The sequence below is a fragment of the Steroidobacter gossypii genome, assembly GCF_016801985.1.
In the GTDB taxonomy this organism is placed as follows: domain Bacteria; phylum Pseudomonadota; class Gammaproteobacteria; order Steroidobacterales; family Steroidobacteraceae; genus Steroidobacter; species Steroidobacter gossypii.
The window spans coordinates 25,073-45,213 of the sequence record NZ_JAEVLS010000001.1; the positions used below are offsets into that span (position 1 = coordinate 25,073).

Annotated in this window: 16 protein-coding genes, 1 tRNA gene and 3 pseudogenes; 8 read left to right on the forward strand and 12 right to left on the reverse strand. The window is 60.5% G+C overall.

Translation table 11 applies throughout. The features are described 5' to 3' along the window. The first annotated feature begins 107 nt into the window (after positions 1-107). A complete protein-coding gene (locus JM946_RS00145; RefSeq protein WP_203165115.1) occupies positions 108-509 on the forward strand; it encodes a hypothetical protein in 402 nt (133 codons plus the stop codon). Between the two features lie 138 nt (positions 510-647). Here JM946_RS00145 and JM946_RS31460 read toward each other — a convergent pair. The 5 genes and pseudogenes from JM946_RS31460 to JM946_RS00165 all read right to left on the reverse strand — a co-directional run. After that, a pseudogene (locus tag JM946_RS31460) lies at positions 648-725 on the reverse strand (DUF1153 domain-containing protein); the annotation flags it as partial. Between the two features lie 129 nt (positions 726-854). Next, the gene (locus JM946_RS31465; protein ID WP_407700487.1) at positions 855-1,556 is read right to left on the reverse strand and encodes a DUF4142 domain-containing protein; all 702 of its coding nucleotides are present in this window, start codon (positions 1,554-1,556) and stop codon (positions 855-857) included. Then, positions 1,477-3,291 carry an ABC transporter ATP-binding protein gene (locus tag JM946_RS00155; protein WP_407700496.1) on the reverse strand — a complete coding sequence of 605 codons (1,815 nt, stop codon included), beginning with the start codon at positions 3,289-3,291 and terminating at the stop codon, positions 1,477-1,479. The genes JM946_RS31465 and JM946_RS00155 overlap by 80 nt, the downstream gene beginning before the upstream one ends. Before the next feature lie 19 nt (positions 3,292-3,310). Beyond that, on the reverse strand, positions 3,311-4,459 hold the full coding sequence (locus JM946_RS00160) for a glycoside hydrolase family 1 protein (RefSeq protein ID WP_203165118.1): 1,149 nt from the start codon (positions 4,457-4,459) through the stop codon (positions 3,311-3,313). Between the two features lie 90 nt (positions 4,460-4,549). Then, positions 4,550-6,322 carry a glycoside hydrolase family 2 protein gene (locus JM946_RS00165; protein WP_203165119.1) on the reverse strand — a complete coding sequence of 591 codons (1,773 nt, stop codon included), beginning with the start codon at positions 6,320-6,322 and terminating at the stop codon, positions 4,550-4,552. 244 nt (positions 6,323-6,566) lie between these two features. On the opposite strand from JM946_RS00165, the gene JM946_RS00170 reads away from it, so the two are divergent. Further along, complete coding sequence (locus JM946_RS00170; protein ID WP_203165120.1) at positions 6,567-9,278, forward strand: FAD-dependent oxidoreductase; 2,712 nt, start codon at positions 6,567-6,569, stop codon at positions 9,276-9,278. A gap of 1 nt (position 9,279) precedes the next feature. After that, entirely contained in the window at positions 9,280-10,623 is a 1,344-nt protein-coding gene (locus JM946_RS00175; protein WP_203165121.1) for a family 1 glycosylhydrolase, read from the forward strand. 1,073 nt (positions 10,624-11,696) lie between these two features. Here JM946_RS00175 and JM946_RS00180 read toward each other — a convergent pair. From JM946_RS00180 to JM946_RS31130, 3 genes and pseudogenes are all read right to left on the reverse strand, one after another. Then, the gene (locus JM946_RS00180; protein ID WP_218042528.1) at positions 11,697-11,855 is read right to left on the reverse strand and encodes a hypothetical protein; all 159 of its coding nucleotides are present in this window, start codon (positions 11,853-11,855) and stop codon (positions 11,697-11,699) included. Positions 11,856-12,012: 157 nt separating this feature from the next. Then, a pseudogene (locus JM946_RS31470) lies at positions 12,013-12,096 on the reverse strand (cyanophycinase); the annotation flags it as partial. A gap of 504 nt (positions 12,097-12,600) precedes the next feature. Further along, positions 12,601-13,161, reverse strand: a pseudogene (locus tag JM946_RS31130) (phage integrase N-terminal SAM-like domain-containing protein). A 279-nt stretch (positions 13,162-13,440) separates the two neighbouring features. Between JM946_RS31130 and JM946_RS00195 the strand changes: the two are divergent. The 5 genes from JM946_RS00195 (at position 13,441) to JM946_RS00210 (ending at position 15,670) form a co-directional block, all read left to right on the forward strand. Then, positions 13,441-13,794: a hypothetical protein gene (locus tag JM946_RS00195; RefSeq protein WP_203165125.1), complete on the forward strand. Its 354-nt coding sequence runs from the start codon at positions 13,441-13,443 to the stop codon at positions 13,792-13,794. 79 nt (positions 13,795-13,873) lie between these two features. Next, positions 13,874-14,092: a hypothetical protein gene (locus JM946_RS00200; protein WP_203165126.1), complete on the forward strand. Its 219-nt coding sequence runs from the start codon at positions 13,874-13,876 to the stop codon at positions 14,090-14,092. A gap of 161 nt (positions 14,093-14,253) precedes the next feature. Continuing rightward, positions 14,254-14,613, forward strand: a complete 360-nt coding sequence (locus JM946_RS29910; protein ID WP_218042529.1) for a hypothetical protein — start codon at positions 14,254-14,256, stop codon at positions 14,611-14,613. A 485-nt stretch (positions 14,614-15,098) separates the two neighbouring features. Next, complete coding sequence (locus tag JM946_RS00205) at positions 15,099-15,377, forward strand: type II toxin-antitoxin system RelE/ParE family toxin (protein ID WP_203165127.1); 279 nt, start codon at positions 15,099-15,101, stop codon at positions 15,375-15,377. Further along, a complete protein-coding gene (locus tag JM946_RS00210; protein ID WP_203165128.1) occupies positions 15,377-15,670 on the forward strand; it encodes a HigA family addiction module antitoxin in 294 nt (97 codons plus the stop codon). Before JM946_RS00205 ends, JM946_RS00210 begins: the two co-directional genes overlap by 1 nt. A gap of 1,079 nt (positions 15,671-16,749) precedes the next feature. On the opposite strand, the gene JM946_RS00215 is transcribed toward JM946_RS00210, so the two are convergent. The 4 genes from JM946_RS00215 to JM946_RS00230 all read right to left on the reverse strand — a co-directional run bounded on the left by JM946_RS00215 (position 16,750) and on the right by JM946_RS00230 (position 20,035). Continuing rightward, positions 16,750-16,824: transfer RNA gene (locus JM946_RS00215), tRNA-Gln, on the reverse strand. Between the two features lie 48 nt (positions 16,825-16,872). After that, positions 16,873-17,739 (reverse strand): 4-(cytidine 5'-diphospho)-2-C-methyl-D-erythritol kinase, encoded by an 867-nt coding sequence (gene ispE, locus JM946_RS00220; protein WP_203165129.1) that lies wholly within the window; start codon positions 17,737-17,739, stop codon positions 16,873-16,875. Beyond that, positions 17,736-18,341: a lipoprotein insertase outer membrane protein LolB gene (gene lolB, locus JM946_RS00225; RefSeq protein ID WP_203165130.1), complete on the reverse strand. Its 606-nt coding sequence runs from the start codon at positions 18,339-18,341 to the stop codon at positions 17,736-17,738. Before lolB ends, ispE begins: the two co-directional genes overlap by 4 nt. After that, entirely contained in the window at positions 18,341-20,035 is a 1,695-nt protein-coding gene (locus JM946_RS00230; RefSeq protein ID WP_203165131.1) for a tetratricopeptide repeat protein, read from the reverse strand. The genes lolB and JM946_RS00230 overlap by 1 nt, the downstream gene beginning before the upstream one ends. Positions 20,036-20,141 lie beyond the last annotated feature (106 nt).

A 20,141-nucleotide genomic window follows, 5' to 3' on the forward strand; every position in this document is an offset into this window, starting at 1 on the left:
AGGTGGTTACCGCCTCGTTTACGACGCGTCAGCAGCACTCAGGGGACTTGCAGCCGGAAACGACACATGGGAGTGAGCTTTGGGATCACCTCCATCATCAGGGAGACGTGGATGTCGCTTCCTATGCCGCCGTGCCACATATCGTTCGCATAGCTAAGAGCGCCGAAAAGAGAGATTGGAATGTATACGGGTTGGTGGGGGTGATTGAGGCCGAGCGTCATCGCAAGGCTAATCCGCCCATACCGAGCTGGCTTCGACATGATTATGAAGCGGCTTTGCAAGAAATCGTTGCGTTGGCGCTTCAGGATCTGACGGGGGCATTGGACTCGCTAACGCTGCAAAGCGCTCTTAGCATGCTGGCGTTGGTGCGAGGAAATCGAAAACTCGGCACTTTGTTGTTTCACCATGATTCAGCGGACATCGACGAACTCGCTGAGGGCAATTGCTTTGGTCAAGGGTGTACGGCTAACAAGGTGCTGCACGCGACGTTCGAAGACGCACGCGCGTGAGCAATCGGCGTTGGGTCTGTATGAAACAGTGGCCCTTCGATCAACCGCCGAACTGCGCTGTGATCACACTGCGCCAAATCATCGAGGGCGACGCACCGATTCAGCATGTGACGCATGACTCTGACGATCATGGGTGCATCATTTCTCGTCCTCGCCCAGCAGGGACTGCAATTTTTTTCGGGCACCTAGCTCCAGCATCGCCTCGCCGTAGGCTCCGTCCAACGCTTGATCTCGTCGTCCATCAATGTGCTCAAGTGTCTCTCCAGATAGATTAACCCCTGAGCAGGTTTTCACTGGGTCGTTACAATGGGTCAATGAACTGCGGTGCGTCCTTGGCCATTGCTGTCACCGCGCAGGTACGTCGATATCCTCTTGGATCCGATCTCCCTCCTCCTGCTCGAGGGAGTGCCCGACGGCGTAACAGTTGCGCAGGTCCTCCTCGATCGTCCTGAGCACTGCGTCCGCCGCTGCTCGCACTGACTCGACTGTGCACTCATCCATGCACCTCATCATGATCGCTCTCGCACGCACATACGCAGCCGTCCGATCGCGTACCCAAACCAGGTCGAAACGCTCGGGCGCGGTGCCCTCGATCAAGCTGAGAGTGTCGCGCGCACCTGCACTGGACACCCCGATGGGGGGAGCGAGCCCAGCGATGGATGCCGCATTGATGATTTGTTCGGTACTTCGGGTGTGTGATCGGAGCAGCGCTTGCGCCAAGTCGCGCACTTCCGCACGCTGGCTATGTTCGATCGCGGCCTGCGCAGCACGTCGTCCTACCTCATCCATGACTCCGACCATCGCAATGAACTCTGCGTCCGTGAGCGCCGAATCGGGTCGCATCGCCGAGGCAGTCTCTGCTTCACTCGCAGGGAGCCAGCCCGTGATCGCGAGCGTGGCAAGCGCCCACGCTAGAAACGAGATTACATCTGTGCTTGATGCGCGCCCCTCGCCGAGATCTTGCGAGCTACGCACGGCGGCGCTGGCTCGATCCGGTGATCGCAAGCCCCTCGGTTTGCAAGCGCCACAACTTCTCGAACACGCCATTACGAGCTCGCAACTCGGCGGCCGTTCCTTCCTCGACGATTGCGCCGTCGACGATCACGATGATGCGATCGAAGCCCACCAGCGTCGAGAGCCGATGGGCGACTGCGATCACCGTGCGCCCCTGTAGTTTCTCGATCAGATTGCGCTGGATCCGCATCTCGGATTCCGTATCGAGTGCGGAGGTTGCCTCGTCCATGATCAGAATGGGAGCATTCTTCAGGAAGGCGCGAGCGATTCCAATGCGTTGACGCTGTCCTCCGGACAGTTTCACACCACGCTCGCCCACGATGGTGTCATATCCGTCAGGCAGGCGCCGCGCAAACTCATCGCAGCACGCCGCACTGGCTGCTTCGAAGACTTCCTGATCGGTGGCCTCCGGCCGACCGAAGCGGATGTTTTCCATAACTGTGCGATGAAATAAGCTGATTTCCTGAGGCACCACCGACAGCGACGCACGGAGGCTGTCCTGCTTGATGCGTTCGACGGGTTCACCATCGATGAGCACGGCGCCGTCTTGCACATCGTAGAGACGTTGCATGAGGCTGATGAGCGTGGACTTCCCGGCGCCGGACGGACCGGCAACACCGAGCTTCTGTCCGGGCGGCACATACAAGCTGAAATCGCGCAAGGTCTGGCCACGCCGATCGTAGTGGAAGCTCACATTCCGGAACTCGATCGAACCACGACGACGCTCCATGTCATGAGCCTCGTTCGAGTCGACGACGGTTGGCACCTTGCCGATCACGTGCAATGTATCGTCGATGTAGCCGAACTGCTGCACCAGATCGACCAGCGCCAAGGCCGCGTCGCGCGAGCCGTGCAGGATTCGAAACGTCAGTGCGCTCACCACCACGACGTCGCCGGGTGTGATGGTCCGGCGGGTCCATTGGTACAGCGCCCATGCGAGCATCCCTGCTGCCATGAACCACAGCACCACATCGTAAAGAACTCTGACCTTTTCCGTGTACATCCAACTGGTACGTTGCGCGCCGGCTTCGGCTTCGAAGTGCTCGCGCAGACGGCGCCACTCCCGCTCTCGCGCTGAGAACGCCTTTACTGCCCACATGTTGGAGATCACGTCGATGATCTCACCGCCAACTACATTCGACTTGGCAGCATACGTGCTGTGCAATGGCCTGCCCCGCTCTCCCAGAACGATCAATCCGCTGGTAACGACCACGACATACGCGCCCATGATCACCGCCATGCGCCAATCGACCAGCCAGAAGATCACCAGCGCGCCCAGAAAGTCCACGACCGGCGGCCCGATCCGCCAGATCATGGTGTTCGTCAAAGCGCCGAAGTTGCCGGCAGTCCCAGTGATGCGATGGCCGAGCGAACCGGCCAGATTGTCGGCGAAGTACCGCATCGACTGATGACTGAGGTAATCGAAGAGGTCGAGCCGGATCTGCACGCCCACACCGATCGTGGTGCGACAGGCGAGCCAGCCGCTCAGCCGCCACATGATGCTCTCGAAGGCTACCAGCGCGATGAAAACCGCCAATGCGATCCACGCCGAATTCACCTGCTGCGGAACCCGCGCCATCGCGTCCACCAGCAGCTTCATCTCGTATTGAATGCCAACCGCGGAGGTGGCCGCCAACACCACCATCGTGCTCAGTGCAGCGAAGTGCCACGGCCACGCACGGATGTAGTGCAGGATAAAGGCCCGCGGGGTCGCGAGCTGCGGCGGGCGCCGAAACTCCGCGCCAGTGGTATCGAGAGCTTGTGCCACTTCTCGCGGCTGGTGTGTACTATGCACGCTGTTCCTCGATGAACAGATCTGAGGTCCGCGTGCGCGAGATCGCAAGCTGCTGTCTGCGCAGTTCACGATCCAGCAGCTCGCAGGATCGCCGCGTTCCGGCTTCATCGGGTAATGAGAGCAGTCCCACCTGGCATATTCGATGATTGTCCCAGCCGTGATAGTCGACGATGGGATACAAACAGATCCCTTGCACCGGCAAGCCATCGTCGATGGCCAGGCGTACCTCTTCGCAGATCTGGCTCAGCCAATAGTGTTTCACACGACCCTCGGCGCCAGTCTCCGAGATCAGTAGCGGCCGACGATACCGCCGGTAGACTTCATGGAGCATCTCGTGCAGCGGGCGGTAGGCGTGATGCCCGAGTGGAATCGTACTTCCGCCCAGATACCACTGGTTGTCCGGATAGAAGTTGACGCCGACGATGTCGAGAAACTCCGGGCGCCCACCAAGCTGTGGATCTCGCTCGCCAGTGAGCATGTCGTGCACTTCAAATTGAGATTGTCGGTATTCCTCGGCGCGATCTACATGTTCCTGCTCGCACGAGCCCGAGACCACGTTGATCAGCGGTTCCGCCACGATGAAACGCGCGTCCGGCGCAACGCTGCGAATCGCTCGAATAGCAGCGATGCTTGCGCGTACCAGTTGACGCTTCAGTTCTGCGCCTCTCTCGAACGTCACCGGATTGATACGACCCGTTTGAGCGCCGGCCCACGCCCAGTAGGAGATTTCGTTGATCGGGCAAAACAGCGGAGCCGGGTCGTTCTCCTGGAGCGCGACAATGGCGGCTTCGCGGGCGAAGCTACCGAAAGCATCCACGAAGTCCTCCGACCAGATATCGACATGATCCGGATACCCGTAGTGACAGAGGTCCCAGATCACCTGCACGCCCGCGGCGTGCGCAGCACGTAACATCGGAACGAAGCTCGACCAGTCGTACTCACCCGGTGAGCGCTCGATCAGATGCCATCGCACCCCGTCGCGCACCGTGAAGATGCCCCGGGAGGACAGCTGCAGATAGTCATCGAGCACGAGATCGTCGTGCCCGGAGGATGCGATCAAATCCAGCCGCACGCCGTCAGCGCGCCGATGAGTGGAACATTCGAAACCGCCCTGGAAGAACGAACGAAACAGACGAGTCACTGTGCCCTCTCGATCCACGAGCGCTGAGGCGACGCTAACAGAGGCGCACCGAAGCATTTCTGTTCCATGGCCGCCTCAAAATAAGAACGTTTACCGATGCGATTCACCACGCACTGCTGCCGCGAGCCGCTCCATCGGAATCTTCGGTGTGCGATCCTCGTAAAGCAGTCCGTTCGCTTCCTGAAAGGTGTCGGCGAATTGCGTGTAGCAGAAGCCGCTGAACAATGCGGTCGTCCCCGCAACTTCCAGCAAAGCAATCACTCGCGCCGCAAAGTCTTCTTTGTCTCGGGCGGACTGGTAACCCCAGGTGTGCCCGGGGTAGCGCTCCGGATCCACATAGGAGAGCCCCCCGAACTCGCTCAAGCAGACGGGCTGCCCGCGATGGGGATATCCATCGAGTGTCAGGATGCGGCCACCGGTCCAGCGCCGATCTACTACCTCCTGCGGCTTCACCTCCGGTCCATAACGCGTGCGCATATGGTTCGGATCGCTGTCGTAGTCGTGCATGCCGATCACGTCGGTCGCGGAGCTCTCCCAACCGTCGTTGCCAATCACCAGGCGAGTTGGATCCAATGTTTTGGTCAAATGATAGAGGGCGGCCACCGCGTCACGCGCGGCAGGTACAGTTGCGAGATCGGGCACGCCCCAGGACTCGTTGAAGGGCACCCAGATCACGATGCAAGGATGACTCCCGTCCCGCTCGATGACCTCCATCCACTCACGCACCGTGCGCCGCACGGCCTTGGACGTGAAGCGATACGCGCTGGGCATCTCTTCCCACACCAGCAGTCCCAGTTTGTCTGCCCAGTACAGATAGCGCGGATCTTCGATCTTCTGATGCTTACGAACGCCGTTGAAGCCCATCTGCTTGGCGAGCTCAACGTCACGGCGCAAGGCCTCATCGGACGGGGCCGTCATCAACGAGTCCGGCCAGTAACCCTGATCGAGCACCATCCGCATCGTGATGGGTCGCCCATTGAGCAGCAGACGTTCACGCTGCACGCCGATCGAGCGCAACGCGGTGTATGAAACGCATTCATCGAGCACTTCATCCCCGCTCAGCAGCTGAACTCTCGCGTCGATGAGCGTCGGCCGATCTGGCGACCAGAGCAACTCGTTTCTATAGTCGTCGATGCCCGGATCGGATAGCGCGATGCGTCGATGCACCTCGTTGGTCACCACCTCGTAGGCATCGTGCGCAAGCAATTGCTCGCCCGCCTGCAGCCGCACCGACAAACGCAGAGTGCTTCGTTCCTCTCCCGCCACTCGGGCATGAATGGCGACTTCCCAGCGCTCCACGTTCGGCGTCCATTGCAGTGAGCCGATGTAGGAGGTCGGCACCTGCTCGAGCCACACTGTCTGCCAGATGCCGCTGGTGCGCGGATACCAGATGCTATGCGGCTCCAGGCGCCAATCCTGCTTGCCCCTGGGCTTTTCCAGGTCGTGAGGATCGTCTTCGACCTGGACGGTAAGCCGCTGCTGACCGCTCGCCAGCAACGCGTGGGTGATGTCCACGGAGAATGAGGTGTGTCCACCTTCATGCTCGATCACGGGAATGTCGTTCAGCCACACACGGGCGTGATAGTCCACCGCGCCGAAGTGCAGGATGGTTCTGCCGCCGCCGGCTTCCTGATTCGCCACGAAGTCGCGTTGGTACCAGCAGCGTCGGTGAAACCCCGTATCGCCGATGCCACTGAGCCTCGTCTCCGGCGCGAATGGCACCTCGATCGTCAGCGGCCAGCGCTCGATGTCTGCCGGCCGACGAAAGCGCAGTTCGTCGTCGAACAGAAAACGCCACGGACCGTTGAGATTGACCCACGTACTCCGGCGTAGCAACGGTCTGGGATATTTGTTCAGCGGCATTCGTTGCGCCTCGAAGTGGACGGCAATGACAGAGTTCGATTGGGACCTTGAGGATCCAATCAGTGTGTCCTGGACCGGCGGCGAAGCAAAGAACATAAGTTGGATCTGGAAGAAATTTTCATCGGCATGAAACGAAATTGTTTCTCGTCGCGTTACCGGCACGCATCCAACCACTAGCTGACTTGAACCAAGTCACGTAGCGGACGGCGCATACCATGCACGCATCTCGATGAGGAGCTTCCCAATGGCCCTGCCGGCGCCGATCGAATCGATCATCGTTTTCTCACATCTTCGCTGGAGCTTTGTGTTCCAACGGCCGCAACAGCTGCTGAGCCGACTCGCTCGCCGCTACCGAATCCATTTCTTCGAGGAACCCGTGCCCGCACAGGCCGAGCCGGGACTAGTGATCGACGCGCCTTCACCTAACGTGCGCGTATACCGCCCCCACTCGACGGCCGCGAGTGCGGGATTTCACGACGACCACATTCCTGCGCTCCAACAGCTGGTCCGCGATGTGATTCGAGATGAACACATCGAGAACTATGCAGTGTGGTTCTATTCCCCTATGGCTCTGCCGCTGATGCAGGAGCTGACTCCGCTCGCGGTCGTGTACGACTGCATGGACGAACTTGCCGCCTTCCACAACGCTCCGCGGCAATTGCTGCAACGGGAGAACGCGCTGCTGAAGCGCGCTGATTTAGTGTTCACGGGGGGACCGAGCCTGTATCGCTCCAAGCGCGATCGTCATCACAACGTCCATTGCTTCCCTAGCAGCGTCGACGCCGATCACTTTCGAGGCGCGCTCGTGCCCGGCGAGGATCATCCCCTGCAGCAGGCCTTGGCGAAACCGCGCCTGGGCTACTTCGGAGTCATCGATGAGCGACTCGATCTCGAGCTGCTCGCGCAGCTCGCCGATGCCCGCGCGGATTGGCAGATCTGTATGGTCGGCCCCGTCGTGAAGATCGATCCGGGTTCGCTGCCCCAGCGCCCCAACCTCCATTATTTCGGACAGCAGCCCTACGACGATCTGCCGCGCTTCATTGCCGGTTGGCAGGTGTGTCTGCAGCCATTCGCGCTAAATGAGGCCACGCGTTTCATCAGCCCGACCAAGACGCTCGAGTACATGGCCGCCGAGCGCCCCATCGTAAGTACCGCGATTACCGACGTCGTGGAGCCCTACGGGCACATCGTTCGTATCGCAAATGATCGAAGCGCCTTCGTTGAAGAATGCCGACACGCGCTACAGATGAGTGACGAAGAGGCCAGGGCGGGCGCGCAGCTCATGCGGGCACAAGCTGCGAGCACATCGTGGGAGCAGACCGCTGAGAAGATGGGCGCCTTGCTCGACGAAATCACGCCTAAGCCGAGCTCATCGGCAAATCTGCCTGCGACGATTGAGGGCTCCTCGCCGCGCCCCGAAGTTCGCACCGCATGCCGCGAGTACTCGACCGTCATCATCGGTGCGGGCCCGACAGGCTTGAGTGCCGCCTATCATCTCGGCGAAGGAAGCCTGCTGCTCGAGCAGAACGAAACCGTTGGCGGCTGGTGCCGATCGGTGATCGACGGCGGTTTCACTTTCGACTATGCCGGCCACATCATGTTCTCGAACGATCCTTACGTTCACCAGATGTATCAACGTCTGCTCGGAAGCAACGTGCATTGGCAGGATCGCGAAGCCTGGATCTTCAGCAAGAACGTCTATACCCGATATCCTTTTCAGGGCGCCTTGCATGGCCTGCCGCCCGATGTGCTGAAGGAATGCATTGTCGGCGCCATCGAAGCACGCTTCGGCCGGCTCGACGGCAAGGCGCCCACCAACCCCGACCCCGGCGACAGCTCTACTGCCAGTTGCAAGGCGGAGTCCATCACCGACTGCTGTGGCGATGGCGTCATCGAGAGCACCGCGCGCCTCGCTGATCCGCCGAACGGCGCACGCCGGACCGGCGAACCCGCGAATTTCGAGGAGTTCATCTACAAGGTATGGGGAACCGGAGTCGCCAAGCACTTTGCGATTCCATACAACCGAAAACTGTGGGCCGTACCGTTGACCGAGATGGAAACTTCCTGGCTCGGCGGTCGCGTTCCGCTGCCCAATCTCGAAGAGATGATCGAGGGCGCGCTCAGACCGGTGGGTAAACCCGTGGGTCCAAACGCCCGATTCGGCTACCCGCTAAGGGGCGGATTTCAAGCGCTGATGAATGGCTTCCTGCCGCTGTTGGAGGGGGAAGTACGCACGCACGCGCAAGTCTCGAAAGTCTCGACGCGAACACATACGGTGACGCTGACTGACGGCAGTCGCTACCGCTACCGCCACCTCGTGAGCACGGCGCCGCTGCCGAAACTCATTGAAATGATCGGCGCGGAGGCGCCCGAAGAGATTCGTGCAGCCGCGCGGAGCTTACGACATGTGTCCGTGCGCTGTGTGAATCTCGGTGTGGCGCGCGAGCAGGTGACGGATAAGCACTGGATCTACTATCCCGAAGACACGGTGTTCCACCGCATCTTCGTGCAAGGTAACGCCAGCCCTCTGTGTAACCCTCCTGGCGGCTTCGGCCTCACTTGCGAGATCACGTACTCTCCCGACAAGCCCCTGCCGTGCGAGGGTGAGGCATTGATCGAGCGTTGTATCAAAGACTGCATCGGCGTCGGGCTGCTGCTTGAATCCGATCGCATCCTGGTGCGCAACCAGGTCGACATGCCGTATGCCTACGTGGTCTACGACCACGTACGCAAGCACAACGTGGAGCTAATCCGGCAGTGGCTGCTCAAGCGAAGCATCCTGCTCGCAGGTCGCTACAGCGAATGGGAATATTACAACTCCGATCACGCCTTCATCGCCGGCAAGAAGGTCGCCGAAGCTGTCCGTCGCTCGGCCGTATCGAAAGAGCCGGCGTACCGCGTTTCGAAAGGAGCCGCCGCGGACGGGCCTGGCGTGGCCGAACGAGCTACTCTGTGATATGGACGCACCGGAGCTTTGGGGCGGTGTCGAATGCACGGTCAATCGAGTTCACGATACCTTCCACGATCAACTGCGGCGAAGCGGACACGATCGCCGGGCGAACGATCTGGATCTGATCGCCGAACTCGGCCTCCGACGCTTACGATACCCAGTGCTATGGGAGACGACAGCGCCCGAAAGATTGGAGCCTGCGGATTGGCGGTGGCCAGATAAGCGACTCGGGCGCTTGCGTGAGCTTGGCATCGATCCCATCGTGGGGCTGATGCATCACGGCAGCGGGCCACGCTATACGCACCTGCTCGATCCTCGCTTTCCGGAATTGTTCGCCAGCTACGCAGGGGCCGTGGCTGCTCGCTACCCCTGGGTCGAACGATACGTTCCCATCAACGAGCCTCTGACCACTGCTCGATTCAGTGCACTGTATGGGATCTGGTATCCGCATCATCGAGACGCTCGGAGCTTTACACAGGCAGTCATCAACCAGTGCAAGGGCACAGTCCTCGCGATGCGCGCCATTCGAGCTGTGAATCCGAACGCTCAGCTCATACAGACGGACGATCTGGGTTATACCACCAGCACGGCGCTGCTCGCCTACCAGGCACGCTTCGACAATGAGCGTCGCTGGCTTGCCTGGGACTTGCTCTGTGGCAGGGTCGGCCCGAGACATCCGCTATGGACGTACTTACGCGACAACGGGGCAAGCGAGGCACAGTTGTTGTTCTTCTCGGAACATCCCAGCCCTCCAGACGTGATCGGGGTGAACCACTACGTCACCAGTGATCGACATCTGAGCGAGGAGCTGCACCTGTTTCCACGAAGCACCTGGGGCGGCAATGGCAGGCAGGCATACGCAGATATCGAAGCGGTGCGCGCGGTGCCTGGACCGATATCGGGTCTGAAGGGGGCGCTGCGTGATGCCTGGGATCGTTATCGTCTACCCATTGCGATTACCGAGGTGCATCTAGGCTGCACGCCGGACGAACAGTTGCGCTGGGTCTGGGAGGCCTGGAGCGCCACGCTTCAGCTGCGGGCTGGCGGGATGGACCTTCGGGCAATGACAGTGTGGGCGCTGCTGGGCAGCTTCGACTGGAACTCTTTGCTCAGGGTCGATGCTGGCTACTACGAAGCAGGCGCATTCGATGTACGCGGAGCGATGCCCGAAGCGACGGCCCTGTCGCAGTTGATCCGTGATATAGCGACCGGAGTTCGGCCGGAGCGCATGCACTTGCTGGTCGAGCGCGGCTGGTGGAGCCGTCCGGATCGGCTCCTTCCTTCGCTGCGTCTCAGCGCTCCCTCGGAGACTGCGATCAACTCAATGACGGCGAGTCCTTCGCAGAGCTAAGAGCACGATGCTCACACCGGCTGCGCAAATGAGCGCCGGAAGGGCATGCGTGCGCGCACGTTCAACGAACCCTCTCGCCCGACGCGATGCGCCCATCGACGATTCATTACTTGCGAGGCCATTTCGTGCATGCCTCTGCCACGTTTCCGAGGTGTCGATGACGCCCTTGCTTTGAGGCGGATCGTTGTGGGGTCCTGCTGTCAGGCCAGCGGGCGTCGGAGCAAGCGGCAGCCCTGGAACAGGAGGCGCGGGATGCTCCGGCGTGGCCTGCAGGTCTTCAGAGTGGTCGATGCGATTGTCCACGGGATGAGGTCCTATGAGGTGGGCGGACAAGTGAGTCACTCATCTGCAACGCGATCCGATCGAGTCGGTTCCGTGAGCATGGCCCGCACTGTACGTCAGCAACATCACCAAGTTGATGTTTGTATCAGTTCGAAGCGCACGGTCTGCATGACGATCGCCCGGCTCGGATCACGAACGAGTCGACACCGTGCTCGATGCGAGCTACGAGATGTGGCGCGCCAGGTCGAGAGGGCGTACTCGCCGGCCACATGTTGCGTCGGATACTCATATTGGGCACCTGGAATTGCCGACAAAGCCGCTGCGCCGATGCGCGCACGCCATCGAGCCCGCGCATGACTCAAGTGAATGAATGAGCACAACGTCGTTGGCGTAGTTGCTGGCAAGATCGCGTTCGATGTCAGCCTCGCCGCAGACGCTGGTGTTCCAGAAGAACTTCGCTCGTCGAACGAGTCATGCCTCAGCTCGCGGCTACGACATGCTGAATCCAATGCCATGGATTCTGCCTGGTTCCACCCGTCGCCGGGCTTACGCCAGACTTACTTCAGAGATTTGGAACTGTGATCGAAATGCTGAATTCATGCTTCATGTGCACTCATGATTCTCATCATTCCACAGCCAGCGAAAGCGCGACGCCGAGCAGCTTTTTGTCACGGACGGTTGCATGCTGCTACGACTGCGCCGAAGCATGCACGAGTTGCGCCCACGCCTGCATGGAGTGTCCCGCCGAGGAAGAGCAAGAGTGTGTGCGCCTCAATCTGGAATGTGCCGATCTATGCTTTGCGGCCGCCACGCTGGCCGAGCAGCCGGCGAAATGTAGCGCCGAGCAGTTGCTCGAAGTTTTCACCCGTGCGGCCGACGCCTGCAATGCATGCGCCATGGCGTACGAGCGTCACCGGACTCGCCTCGACAGTTGCATTGCGAGCGCTCATTCGTGTCAACGCTGCCGTGAGGTACTCATACTTGCGATGCAGGACGTGGGTGGGGAGAGTGGATTGATCCAAACAAATTGATCGCACCACCCCGCGGGTGGCGCTGCAACCGGCAGCTCGTTCACATGCCGTGAATGGCGAGACGACGCGCGGTCCTGTCTTCATCGATGCCGATGCCGAGCACGCGCGGGTTCTGCGCGACCGCACCCAGCAATCGGCCGATGCGCCCGCGCTCGGCGTGTGGTCGTGGCATCGCAATCACTTTGCGCAAGCAAACATTTGTTAGTCGCTGCCTGTGCGCGCCGCCGTGATGATCGAACCCGCGACTGTCCGGGACGCTGCGTTTGCCCACATTTGCACCTTCAGCGACGCCCCCCCTACCTAGGCGCATCTTTGCTCAGGACGGGGAAATTCGAACGAGGTGAGTTCGGAGAACTGGCTGGGGCGGAAGGATTCGAACCTCGAATGGCGGGATCAGAACCCGCGAAGAGGACTAAGGCAATCAGCGTTTCCTGATCCGATCCGATTTTCACCCCCTCCAGTCCCATCGATTCCCCGTGCCTGGCACCAAATCTGGCACCGGGGATGCCTGTGAACCGGTGAACCAGTCGAAGCACACGGTCAAAAGCGGGCCGCAATATGCGCGGATCCGCAACTGCGCCCTTCGCCGCCACCGCGGGCAAGCGCCTCGTCAAATCCAAAGCAGCGCCGACTAGCCGCTGGAGCGGAAACGGATCTGGGCCTCTCAGGCGATAGTTTCGAACGGACTGACAACTCCCCTGCCGCCGCGATTCAGCACGTGCGTGTAGATCATCGTCGTCTTCACGTCTGCATGACCCAGTAGTTCCTGGACCGTGCGGATGTCATAGCCTGATTCGGGCAGATGAGTGGCGAACGAGTGGCGCAGCGTGTGAACGCTGGCGGGTTTGATGATGCCGGCTCTGCACTGCCTGACGAACCGCACGCTGCAGCGAGTCTTCCGGCGCATGATCACGCCGTTCTACGCCGGAGCGCGGATCGATGGAGCGACGTGTCGAAGGGAAAGCATACTGCCAGCCCCAGTGAGGATGGCGTTCAGCGCCTGGTTCTGCGTGGAAGCCGCGACATTGCGCATCACGGTTAAGTGCCTGAGAAACGCTGTGACCTCATCGGCGCCCATTTCGAGCGGATGGCGTTTGTCATGGAACAGAATGAATCTCTTGATCCACTGCACATATACTTGCTCAGTACGGATGCTGTAGTGGCGGATTCGTATCAGCTCACGCACTTGGTCAAGCAGCCGGCGAGTTTCGATCCTGCGAATCACGCGACATAAGAACCTCTTTGTTCGCTCCAATGACCTGGCAGATTGACGCTGGCAACAATGCGGCACTATCTTGGCCACCGAACGCAGTCCGGTGCGGTACTACTTCTGGGCGAATTGCCCAATATGCGCCTAAGTCATGATGAGATGGGACGAAAGAGGAAAGCGGAGCCAGGCTGGCTGGGGGATACACCGTACTTTTTCGGTGTCCAGAAATACGCCGCGGCACGGACAACCGCACTTAGGCGGTCTATATAAGAGTTATACCCCAGAGTAGGAAGGATGGAAGACACGATTACCATGTACCGGCCGACTGGCCCCAAGGAGCTGGAGCTGCTGAAGCTCAGCGGATTTCGTCGGTGGCCGCCGAGATTGCCTGAGCAACCAATCTTTTATCCGGTCACGAATGAAAGATACGCGGTCAAGATCGCGAGCAGGTGGAATGTCAAAGATGACAACGTCGGGTACGTCACTCGCTTTGCGGTCAGTAGCTCATTCATGAGCCGCTACGAAGTTCACAAGGTCGGTGGCGATCACCACACTGAGTGGTGGGTGCCCGCCGAGGAACTGGAAGAACTGAATGACAACATCGTCGGGCTCATTGAGGTTATCGGTGAGTATCGCAGCCGGGCATAACAAGCCGCTGGCTCCGACTCGCACAGGCGAAGCGCCTGTGCTCGCGGCACAGCGGCAATGTTAGATTGCTGGAAGGCACATGAGCACGACTATCACTCTGGGCGATGATGTGGCACTCGTACTGTTCGAGTTGCTTACGTCGGAGCGACTCGAATCCGGCTTGGAGGCATCGGAGCGAAATGCCCTGTGGGCTCTTGAAGGGTATCTTGAGAAGACCTTGGTGCAGCCTTTCTCGCCGAACTACGGACAGCTACTTGAAGCGGCTAAGGCATCTTTGGTCGAGCGATTCGGCCCATGAGCGCGGAGCAATCTAACATCACGCTGGTTCCGACTCGCAAAGGCGAAGCGCCTTTGCTCGCGGCACAGCGTGGGCGTTAGGCATCAGATGAAGCTATCCGTTATGGCCACGGTATGGAATCGCGCCGCCCTGGAATCGGCACAGCGTGGGCGTCATGTGTCATGAAGACATCAAAGCTTGAAAAGGTGGAGCTGGAATTGGCGACCAAGGAGGAGAAGCTTAGGCAGCACCTCCTGCATGTTCTGCCGGAGGCCGCTGAGAGCGGGTCAAGCGTCTTTACGAACTCGGAGTTCAATCCATCAAATCTTCCTGCTCATCTCTTCCGCTCGGACGCTGAGAGTCTGCTCAATAGCGCTCGGGAGTGTGTCAGGCTGCGAGAGGTCATGGGGTTGGACTCAGAGGGGTCGATTGGTGCCATCTTCCTGGAAGCTTGCCAAGGGCATGCGAGCAAAAATCCGCAGCGTCGCGGCCCGCGGAAACTGGCTTCGTCCGTGCTTCTGGCGTTGAGCCATGACAGATAACAAGCCTCTGGTTCCGACTCGCAACGCCGAAGCGCCGTTGCTCGCGGCACAGCTGCGGCGTTGGGCATCGGACCAGGCATGAAGAACACAAGTAGCTCCCAATGCAGCTGAGCGAAGGCGAGCGGGGGTGTTTCCCTCGTCGCAGCAATCATCGTGTTTGCGATCTTCTTTGCGCTTGCCATCTTCGCGGTCTTCGTGGCCCAGAACGTTCCGAGTTGGGTTCGCCTCGCTTTGATCGGTTTGGCATGCTTCTTCGGTTGGCTGCTCTTTCTTGCTCCGGCCAAAGTGCGCGTTACCGTCATGAGGTGGTTCCCGTGGTGCTGAACGCGTCCAGCCCAGTGGCGCTGCCCAACAAGGGCTTCGAGTTCGTGCCCTGCGGGCGCCCGACTCGCAAACTGCAAGGCCGTTTGCTCGCGGCTCATCCGCGGCGTTATGCCTAAGATTGTCGGTCTTGTTGCGTGATGCGCAACACGCTATAATGAATCATGATTCAAACGTTCCGGCACAAAGGCCTAAGGAGGTTCTATGAGTCCGGAAGCGGCGCCGGCATCCAGCCGGCGCACGCAAAGAGGCTGCGGATGCTGTTGACTGCCCTGGATACCGCTCAGTCAATCGATGATATGAATGTCCCGGGGTTTCGGCTACATCCTTTGAAAGGAGAAGACCGCGACCGTTGGTCGGTGTGGGTGAACGGAAACTGGCGGCTGACGTTTGAGTTCAGAGACGGACACGCCTACGTTTTCGATTACGAGGACTACCACTGATGACTATGCACAACCCTCCGCATCCGGGCGAGTTCATTGCCGCGGTCTACCTGGAGCCGAACAATCTGAGCGGCCGCGAGCTTGCGGCCACTCTCGGTGTATCTGCGTCCACACTCAATCGCATCCTGACCGGTAGCAGTTCGGTCAGTCCTGAAATGGCATTGCGCCTTTCTAAAGCGCTGGGTCGCTCTCCCGAGAGCTGGCTTGCGATGCAGTCTAGTTATGATCTGTGGCAGGCGAGACAGCATGTGAAACTCGGCAATGTGGGCAAGGTCAAGCTCACCGCTGCATAACAAGCCGCTGGTGCGACTCGCAACGGCGAAGCGCCGTTGCTCGCGGCACAGCGGGGGCGTTAGGCGCTGAAAATGTTCTGCAAGTTCAAGTTCGCAGAGCAATCCCCGGGCCAGTATCTCTGCATGGGTCTGCGGGATTCCGGACACACGTGAAGGCTCAGTGCGGGGAGAACGAGATCGGCCGGGTATCGAGTTCGCATTCGACCTGGAGACTCAGCTCGGCTCGATTCCAAGTCGGGCGTTATTCGAGGTGACGAGGGGCGCTAAGCCCGCGTGGGTGTCGCGCTATGACGATCACGCCGTGTACGACGGCAAAGAATCTTGGCTCGAACTCTACTGCGGAAACAAAAAGCCCAAGTGGCAAGGCGCCTTTCGCAGCGCCAAGGATCTAGACAATGCTGTCTTTCAACTACTCGCATCACCAAGCGTCTAAAAACCGCGTGAAGTACGCGCGCGTTGCGCGCCCGACTCGCAAACGGCTTCGCCGTTTGCTCGCGGCTCACGCGGAACGTTAGCCGTCAAGAATGCAGCTCGACGATACAAAGAAGCTGCTCTCTTATTCTCTCGACGGAGCAAGCCCGTGGGACGTGCTGATAGACGTGTTGCGCGATAACCCTGTCTCTCTCATGACCTGCTGAATCGAGCGACCTTGTCGTTCCAGAATCCGAATCTCCACCGCTGCTCCTGGGTCAACATCTCGACGGCTCAAAAGGCCATCATCCTCGCCCAGGTGAGTCACTTTTACTTCGGCGGGGGCGGGTCATTTTTACGCTGGCGTTAACATCGTGCCAGCGGCCATCGAGCTGATAGTCGTAGCAGGAGCCGGGAAAATTCAGCGTGCGGGCCCGAATCCCGCCATTCCCCCAATCCAGGCTCTCCCGCGGGACTCTTCGGTACGCGATGCAAGCGTCGCTTCTTCATCTCGCGACAAACGGTCAGCTGCGAAGGGACCCAGCTCGCCCTACTCGGCGGAATCCATGGGCGTGCGCTAGTGCCAGCTTGGCGCCTGCGCTGTTGGATCTCAGGTGAACTCAACGGATGCAGCAGCGTTTCTAAGTTATTGTTTTTAGCACCGATGTTGGCTGGGGCGGAAGGATTCGAACCTCCGAATGGCGGGATCAAAACCCGCTGCCTTACCACTTGGCGACGCCCCAACAAAAAAGAGCCAAGACTCGCGCGCGAGTCGAAAACCCCGAGGGAAGTTACGCAGCTTCGTGCGCCAGCCGATCGAGCAACGGCGAACGATTCAAGCCACGCACCACATAACCGGTCCAGCGCGCGGGAACGCGCGCTGCTGCGCTTCGAGCGGTCGCGTCGTCAGGCATCCCGACGAACACGCAGGCGCCCGTACCGGTCAGCCTTGCTTCCCCAAATTCTCCCAGCCAATCAAGCGCTTCCGCGATCTCGGCATGGCGCTTGCGGACTACCGGAGCACAGTCGTTGCGACCGCCCCCGGCGAGAAGGTCGCGTATTGTCATGAGCGGTGAATTACGTGTCAATTCAGGGTCCTGAAACACGGCCGCAGTGCTCACTCCGGACTGCGGTTTGATCACCAGGTAGACCTGTTCGGGAAAGTCGACCGGGGTGAGGCGTTCGCCGACACCTTCGGTCCAGGCGGAATGGCCGCGCACGAAAAAGGGCACGTCGGCGCCGAGCTCCAGGCCCACCGTCGCCAGCTGCTCGATCTTCAGGTCCAGCCGCCACAAGTGATTCAAGGCGACCAGCACGGTCGCGGCATCGGAGCTGCCACCACCCAGCCCGCCTTGCACGGGAATACGTTTGTGGATTTCGATACCGACGCCGTCGAACACTTCATAGCGCGTGGCTAGCAGACGCGCCGCGCGCACGATCAGGTCCGCTTCGGCAGGAATGTCGGAATTGTCGCCGACGCGCTCGATCACGCCGGCGGGTCGCTTGTAGAAGCGCAGCTCATCGCAAAGATCGATGAGTTGCATGGCGCTTTGTAACAAGTGATAGCCGTCGTCGCGGCGGCCGACGATGTGCAGACACAAATTGAGTTTGGCCGGCGCTGGCCACGGCTCCGGCAGCCCGAGAAGTTCGTCGTTCATTGTCCTAACTGCCAACGGTCCACGACGATGCGCACGCGAGCGTCGCCGCTGGTGGCGGTGATGCGCATGGGCACGCGAGCGCCGGGCTCGTCGGAGTAGCGTTGATAATCGATGCGCCAGCCACCCTGAAGCAAAGTGGCTACACCGTGCTCGTTCTCTTCATGCCATTGATGCTCGCCGGGCGCGGCCACGCCGAGCATCCAGTACCGCAGATAGCCGGCGGGCACGGACGTGCCGAGGCGGTTCTGCAGCTCGGCCCAGGCGGCGTCGGATTCCAGCTTCAAGCCATCGCTGGTTTGCAAGGTGAGATCGGGATTGCCGCCGGAGCCAGAGCCCGGGCCGCGCATCTCCATGTGCACGCCGCCGATGCCTACGGGGCCGCGAATTTCCACATTGGAAACATCGCCACGCTGACGCCATTCGAAGCTGCCCGAACCGCCGTTCTCCGGCCCGGACACACCGAGCCGCCCGCGGGCCTGCCAGCGATCGAGGTCTTTGAGGTCGGCAGGTATCGGCGTGCCTGGACCGCTCGGTGCGGTCACGCAGCCGGCCGCCAATGAACAAGCGAGCGCCAGCGCCAGCCAGGAAAACCCTTGCCGCATCAATTCAACTTCTCTAGCCGCTGCTTGAGCTCGTCATTCTCCGGATAGCGCTCGCTGGCCTTTTTCCAGACATCCAGCGCATCGGACTTGCGGTCCAGCGCGAGCAGCACTTCGCCCAGGTGCAGCTCCACTTCGGGATCGTTGATGCGACGCTTGGCCTGTTCGAGATAATTCAGCGCGTCCTCGTGACGACCGACACGGTGCAGAGCCCAGCCCATGCTGTCGAGCACCGCGCCGTTATCCGGCGTTTCGGCGAGCGCCTGTTCGATCAGATCCAGACCTTCCTTGTGATGCCGCGTGCGATCGACCAGCGTGTAACCCAGCGCATTGGTCGCGGTCGGGTCGTTGGGACGATCGGCGACGAGCTTGCGCAGATCCGTGATCGCCTCGTCCACTTTGTCCGAGGACTCGAGCTGGAAGATGCGCGCGAAGCGCAGTTCGACCGCATCCGGATACACCTTCAACGCCTGATCCAACAGCGCCAGCGCGCCGGCCTTGTCGCCGTTACTGCTGAGCAGATTGGCGCGGGAGATGATGGTGTCGATGCGATATTGCGGACGAGTGGCGCCGAATTCTTCGAGGTGCTTGAGCCCCGCTTCGAGCCCTTCCTGCTTCGCTTTGATCCTCGCCAGGCGCGTCTGCGCGGCCATGGCGAATTCACCGCCGGTGACGCGGCCATAAATCTGGCTGGCGTCTTCCAGGGAATCGCGGCCTTCGGCGATGGCGCCGAGATAGAACAACGATTCGTAGACGAAGCGGCCGCTCGACACCAGGTTGCTGAAACGCTGTGCGGCCGAGTCGCGATTGCCGAGCTGGAAATCGATATCGGCCAGTGCCCGCTCGACCACGGTGCCGGTGGATTCGCTGGTCGCCAGCGCATTCAGCTCCTTGCGACCTTCTTCCTCCTTGCCCGCCTGCATCAGCATCAGCGCATATTCGAGCCGATGCGAATCCTGATTGTCCTGCTCGAGCACTTGCTTGGCGGTGACCAGCGCGCCGTCGGCGTCGCCGGTCAGCATTTGCATCCGAGCGAGCAGCAAACCAGCCGGCGCCCAATACGGACCCAGCTCGCGAGCTTTGCGCGCATGCTCCATCGCGAGCTTGAGGTTGTCCGATTGCGACGCCGCCTGCGCCAGCGCGTAATGCGCCTCGGTGACTTCGGGATACTTAACGACCAGCTGCCGGAGCACGGCGGTCACACCACTGGGAGTTCCTTCGTCCGCCAGCTGTGGCAGCAACGCCAGGAAGCCGGCCTGTGGATTGATGAACGCGGTGTCGAGCAGGGTGCCCAGGTGCTCGGCGGCGGTGTTGATCCTATAAAGATGCAAGGCGGCGAACGCGGCGAAGCGCCGGGCCTCCTCGTTGGTGTGGTTCAGCTCCAGCCAGCGCTCGGCGGCGGCCTGCACCACGGTCCATTGCCGATGCTCGTGGGCAACCCGCGTGGCCTGCTCGGCCAGTTCCTCGTCGTTGGCTGCCTGGGCCGCCCGCAGATAGGCCTGCGAAGCCTCCAGGTACTGGCCTCGTTGCAACGCCATTTCAGCGCCCAGCACCAGTGCATTGGGATCCGCCGGCAAATTTGCGGCGTCCTTGTCCTGCCTGGCGCCCTGCCCGGCGCAAGCGGCGAGCACGGAGGTCAGCAACAACGCCGCGACACGCGCGGCGGGCCGGAATGTAAAGCTATGGTGGGAGCTCATTGTCAGGGGACTATATCTCAGCTACGCCGCCCAGGACGTCCCTTGCGCGGCCCTCGGTTGCAATGGGAGGCAGGAAACCCTCTGTCTTCTTGTCATTGGTGGTCCC

What these genes read in the sequence shown, in the direction of transcription:
- JM946_RS31465 (WP_407700487.1), bottom strand. Translation starts at nt 1,556, where the DNA reads ATGGCGTGTTCGAGAAGTTGTGGCGCTTGCAAACCGAGGGGCTTGCGA.
- JM946_RS00165 (WP_203165119.1), bottom strand. Translation starts at nt 6,322, where the DNA reads ATGCCGCTGAACAAATATCCCAGACCGTTGCTACGCCGGAGTACGTGG.
- JM946_RS00170 (WP_203165120.1), top strand. Translation starts at nt 6,567, where the DNA reads ATGGCCCTGCCGGCGCCGATCGAATCGATCATCGTTTTCTCACATCTT.
- JM946_RS00175 (WP_203165121.1), top strand. Translation starts at nt 9,280, where the DNA reads ATGGACGCACCGGAGCTTTGGGGCGGTGTCGAATGCACGGTCAATCGA.
- JM946_RS00180 (WP_218042528.1), bottom strand. Translation starts at nt 11,855, where the DNA reads ATGAGCGCTCGCAATGCAACTGTCGAGGCGAGTCCGGTGACGCTCGTA.
- JM946_RS00195 (WP_203165125.1), top strand. Translation starts at nt 13,441, where the DNA reads ATGGAAGACACGATTACCATGTACCGGCCGACTGGCCCCAAGGAGCTG.
- JM946_RS00200 (WP_203165126.1), top strand. Translation starts at nt 13,874, where the DNA reads ATGAGCACGACTATCACTCTGGGCGATGATGTGGCACTCGTACTGTTC.
- JM946_RS29910 (WP_218042529.1), top strand. Translation starts at nt 14,254, where the DNA reads ATGAAGACATCAAAGCTTGAAAAGGTGGAGCTGGAATTGGCGACCAAG.
- JM946_RS00205 (WP_203165127.1), top strand. Translation starts at nt 15,099, where the DNA reads ATGATTCAAACGTTCCGGCACAAAGGCCTAAGGAGGTTCTATGAGTCC.
- JM946_RS00210 (WP_203165128.1), top strand. Translation starts at nt 15,377, where the DNA reads ATGACTATGCACAACCCTCCGCATCCGGGCGAGTTCATTGCCGCGGTC.
- ispE (WP_203165129.1), bottom strand. Translation starts at nt 17,739, where the DNA reads ATGAACGACGAACTTCTCGGGCTGCCGGAGCCGTGGCCAGCGCCGGCC.
- lolB (WP_203165130.1), bottom strand. Translation starts at nt 18,341, where the DNA reads ATGCGGCAAGGGTTTTCCTGGCTGGCGCTGGCGCTCGCTTGTTCATTG.
- JM946_RS00230 (WP_203165131.1), bottom strand. Translation starts at nt 20,035, where the DNA reads ATGAGCTCCCACCATAGCTTTACATTCCGGCCCGCCGCGCGTGTCGCG.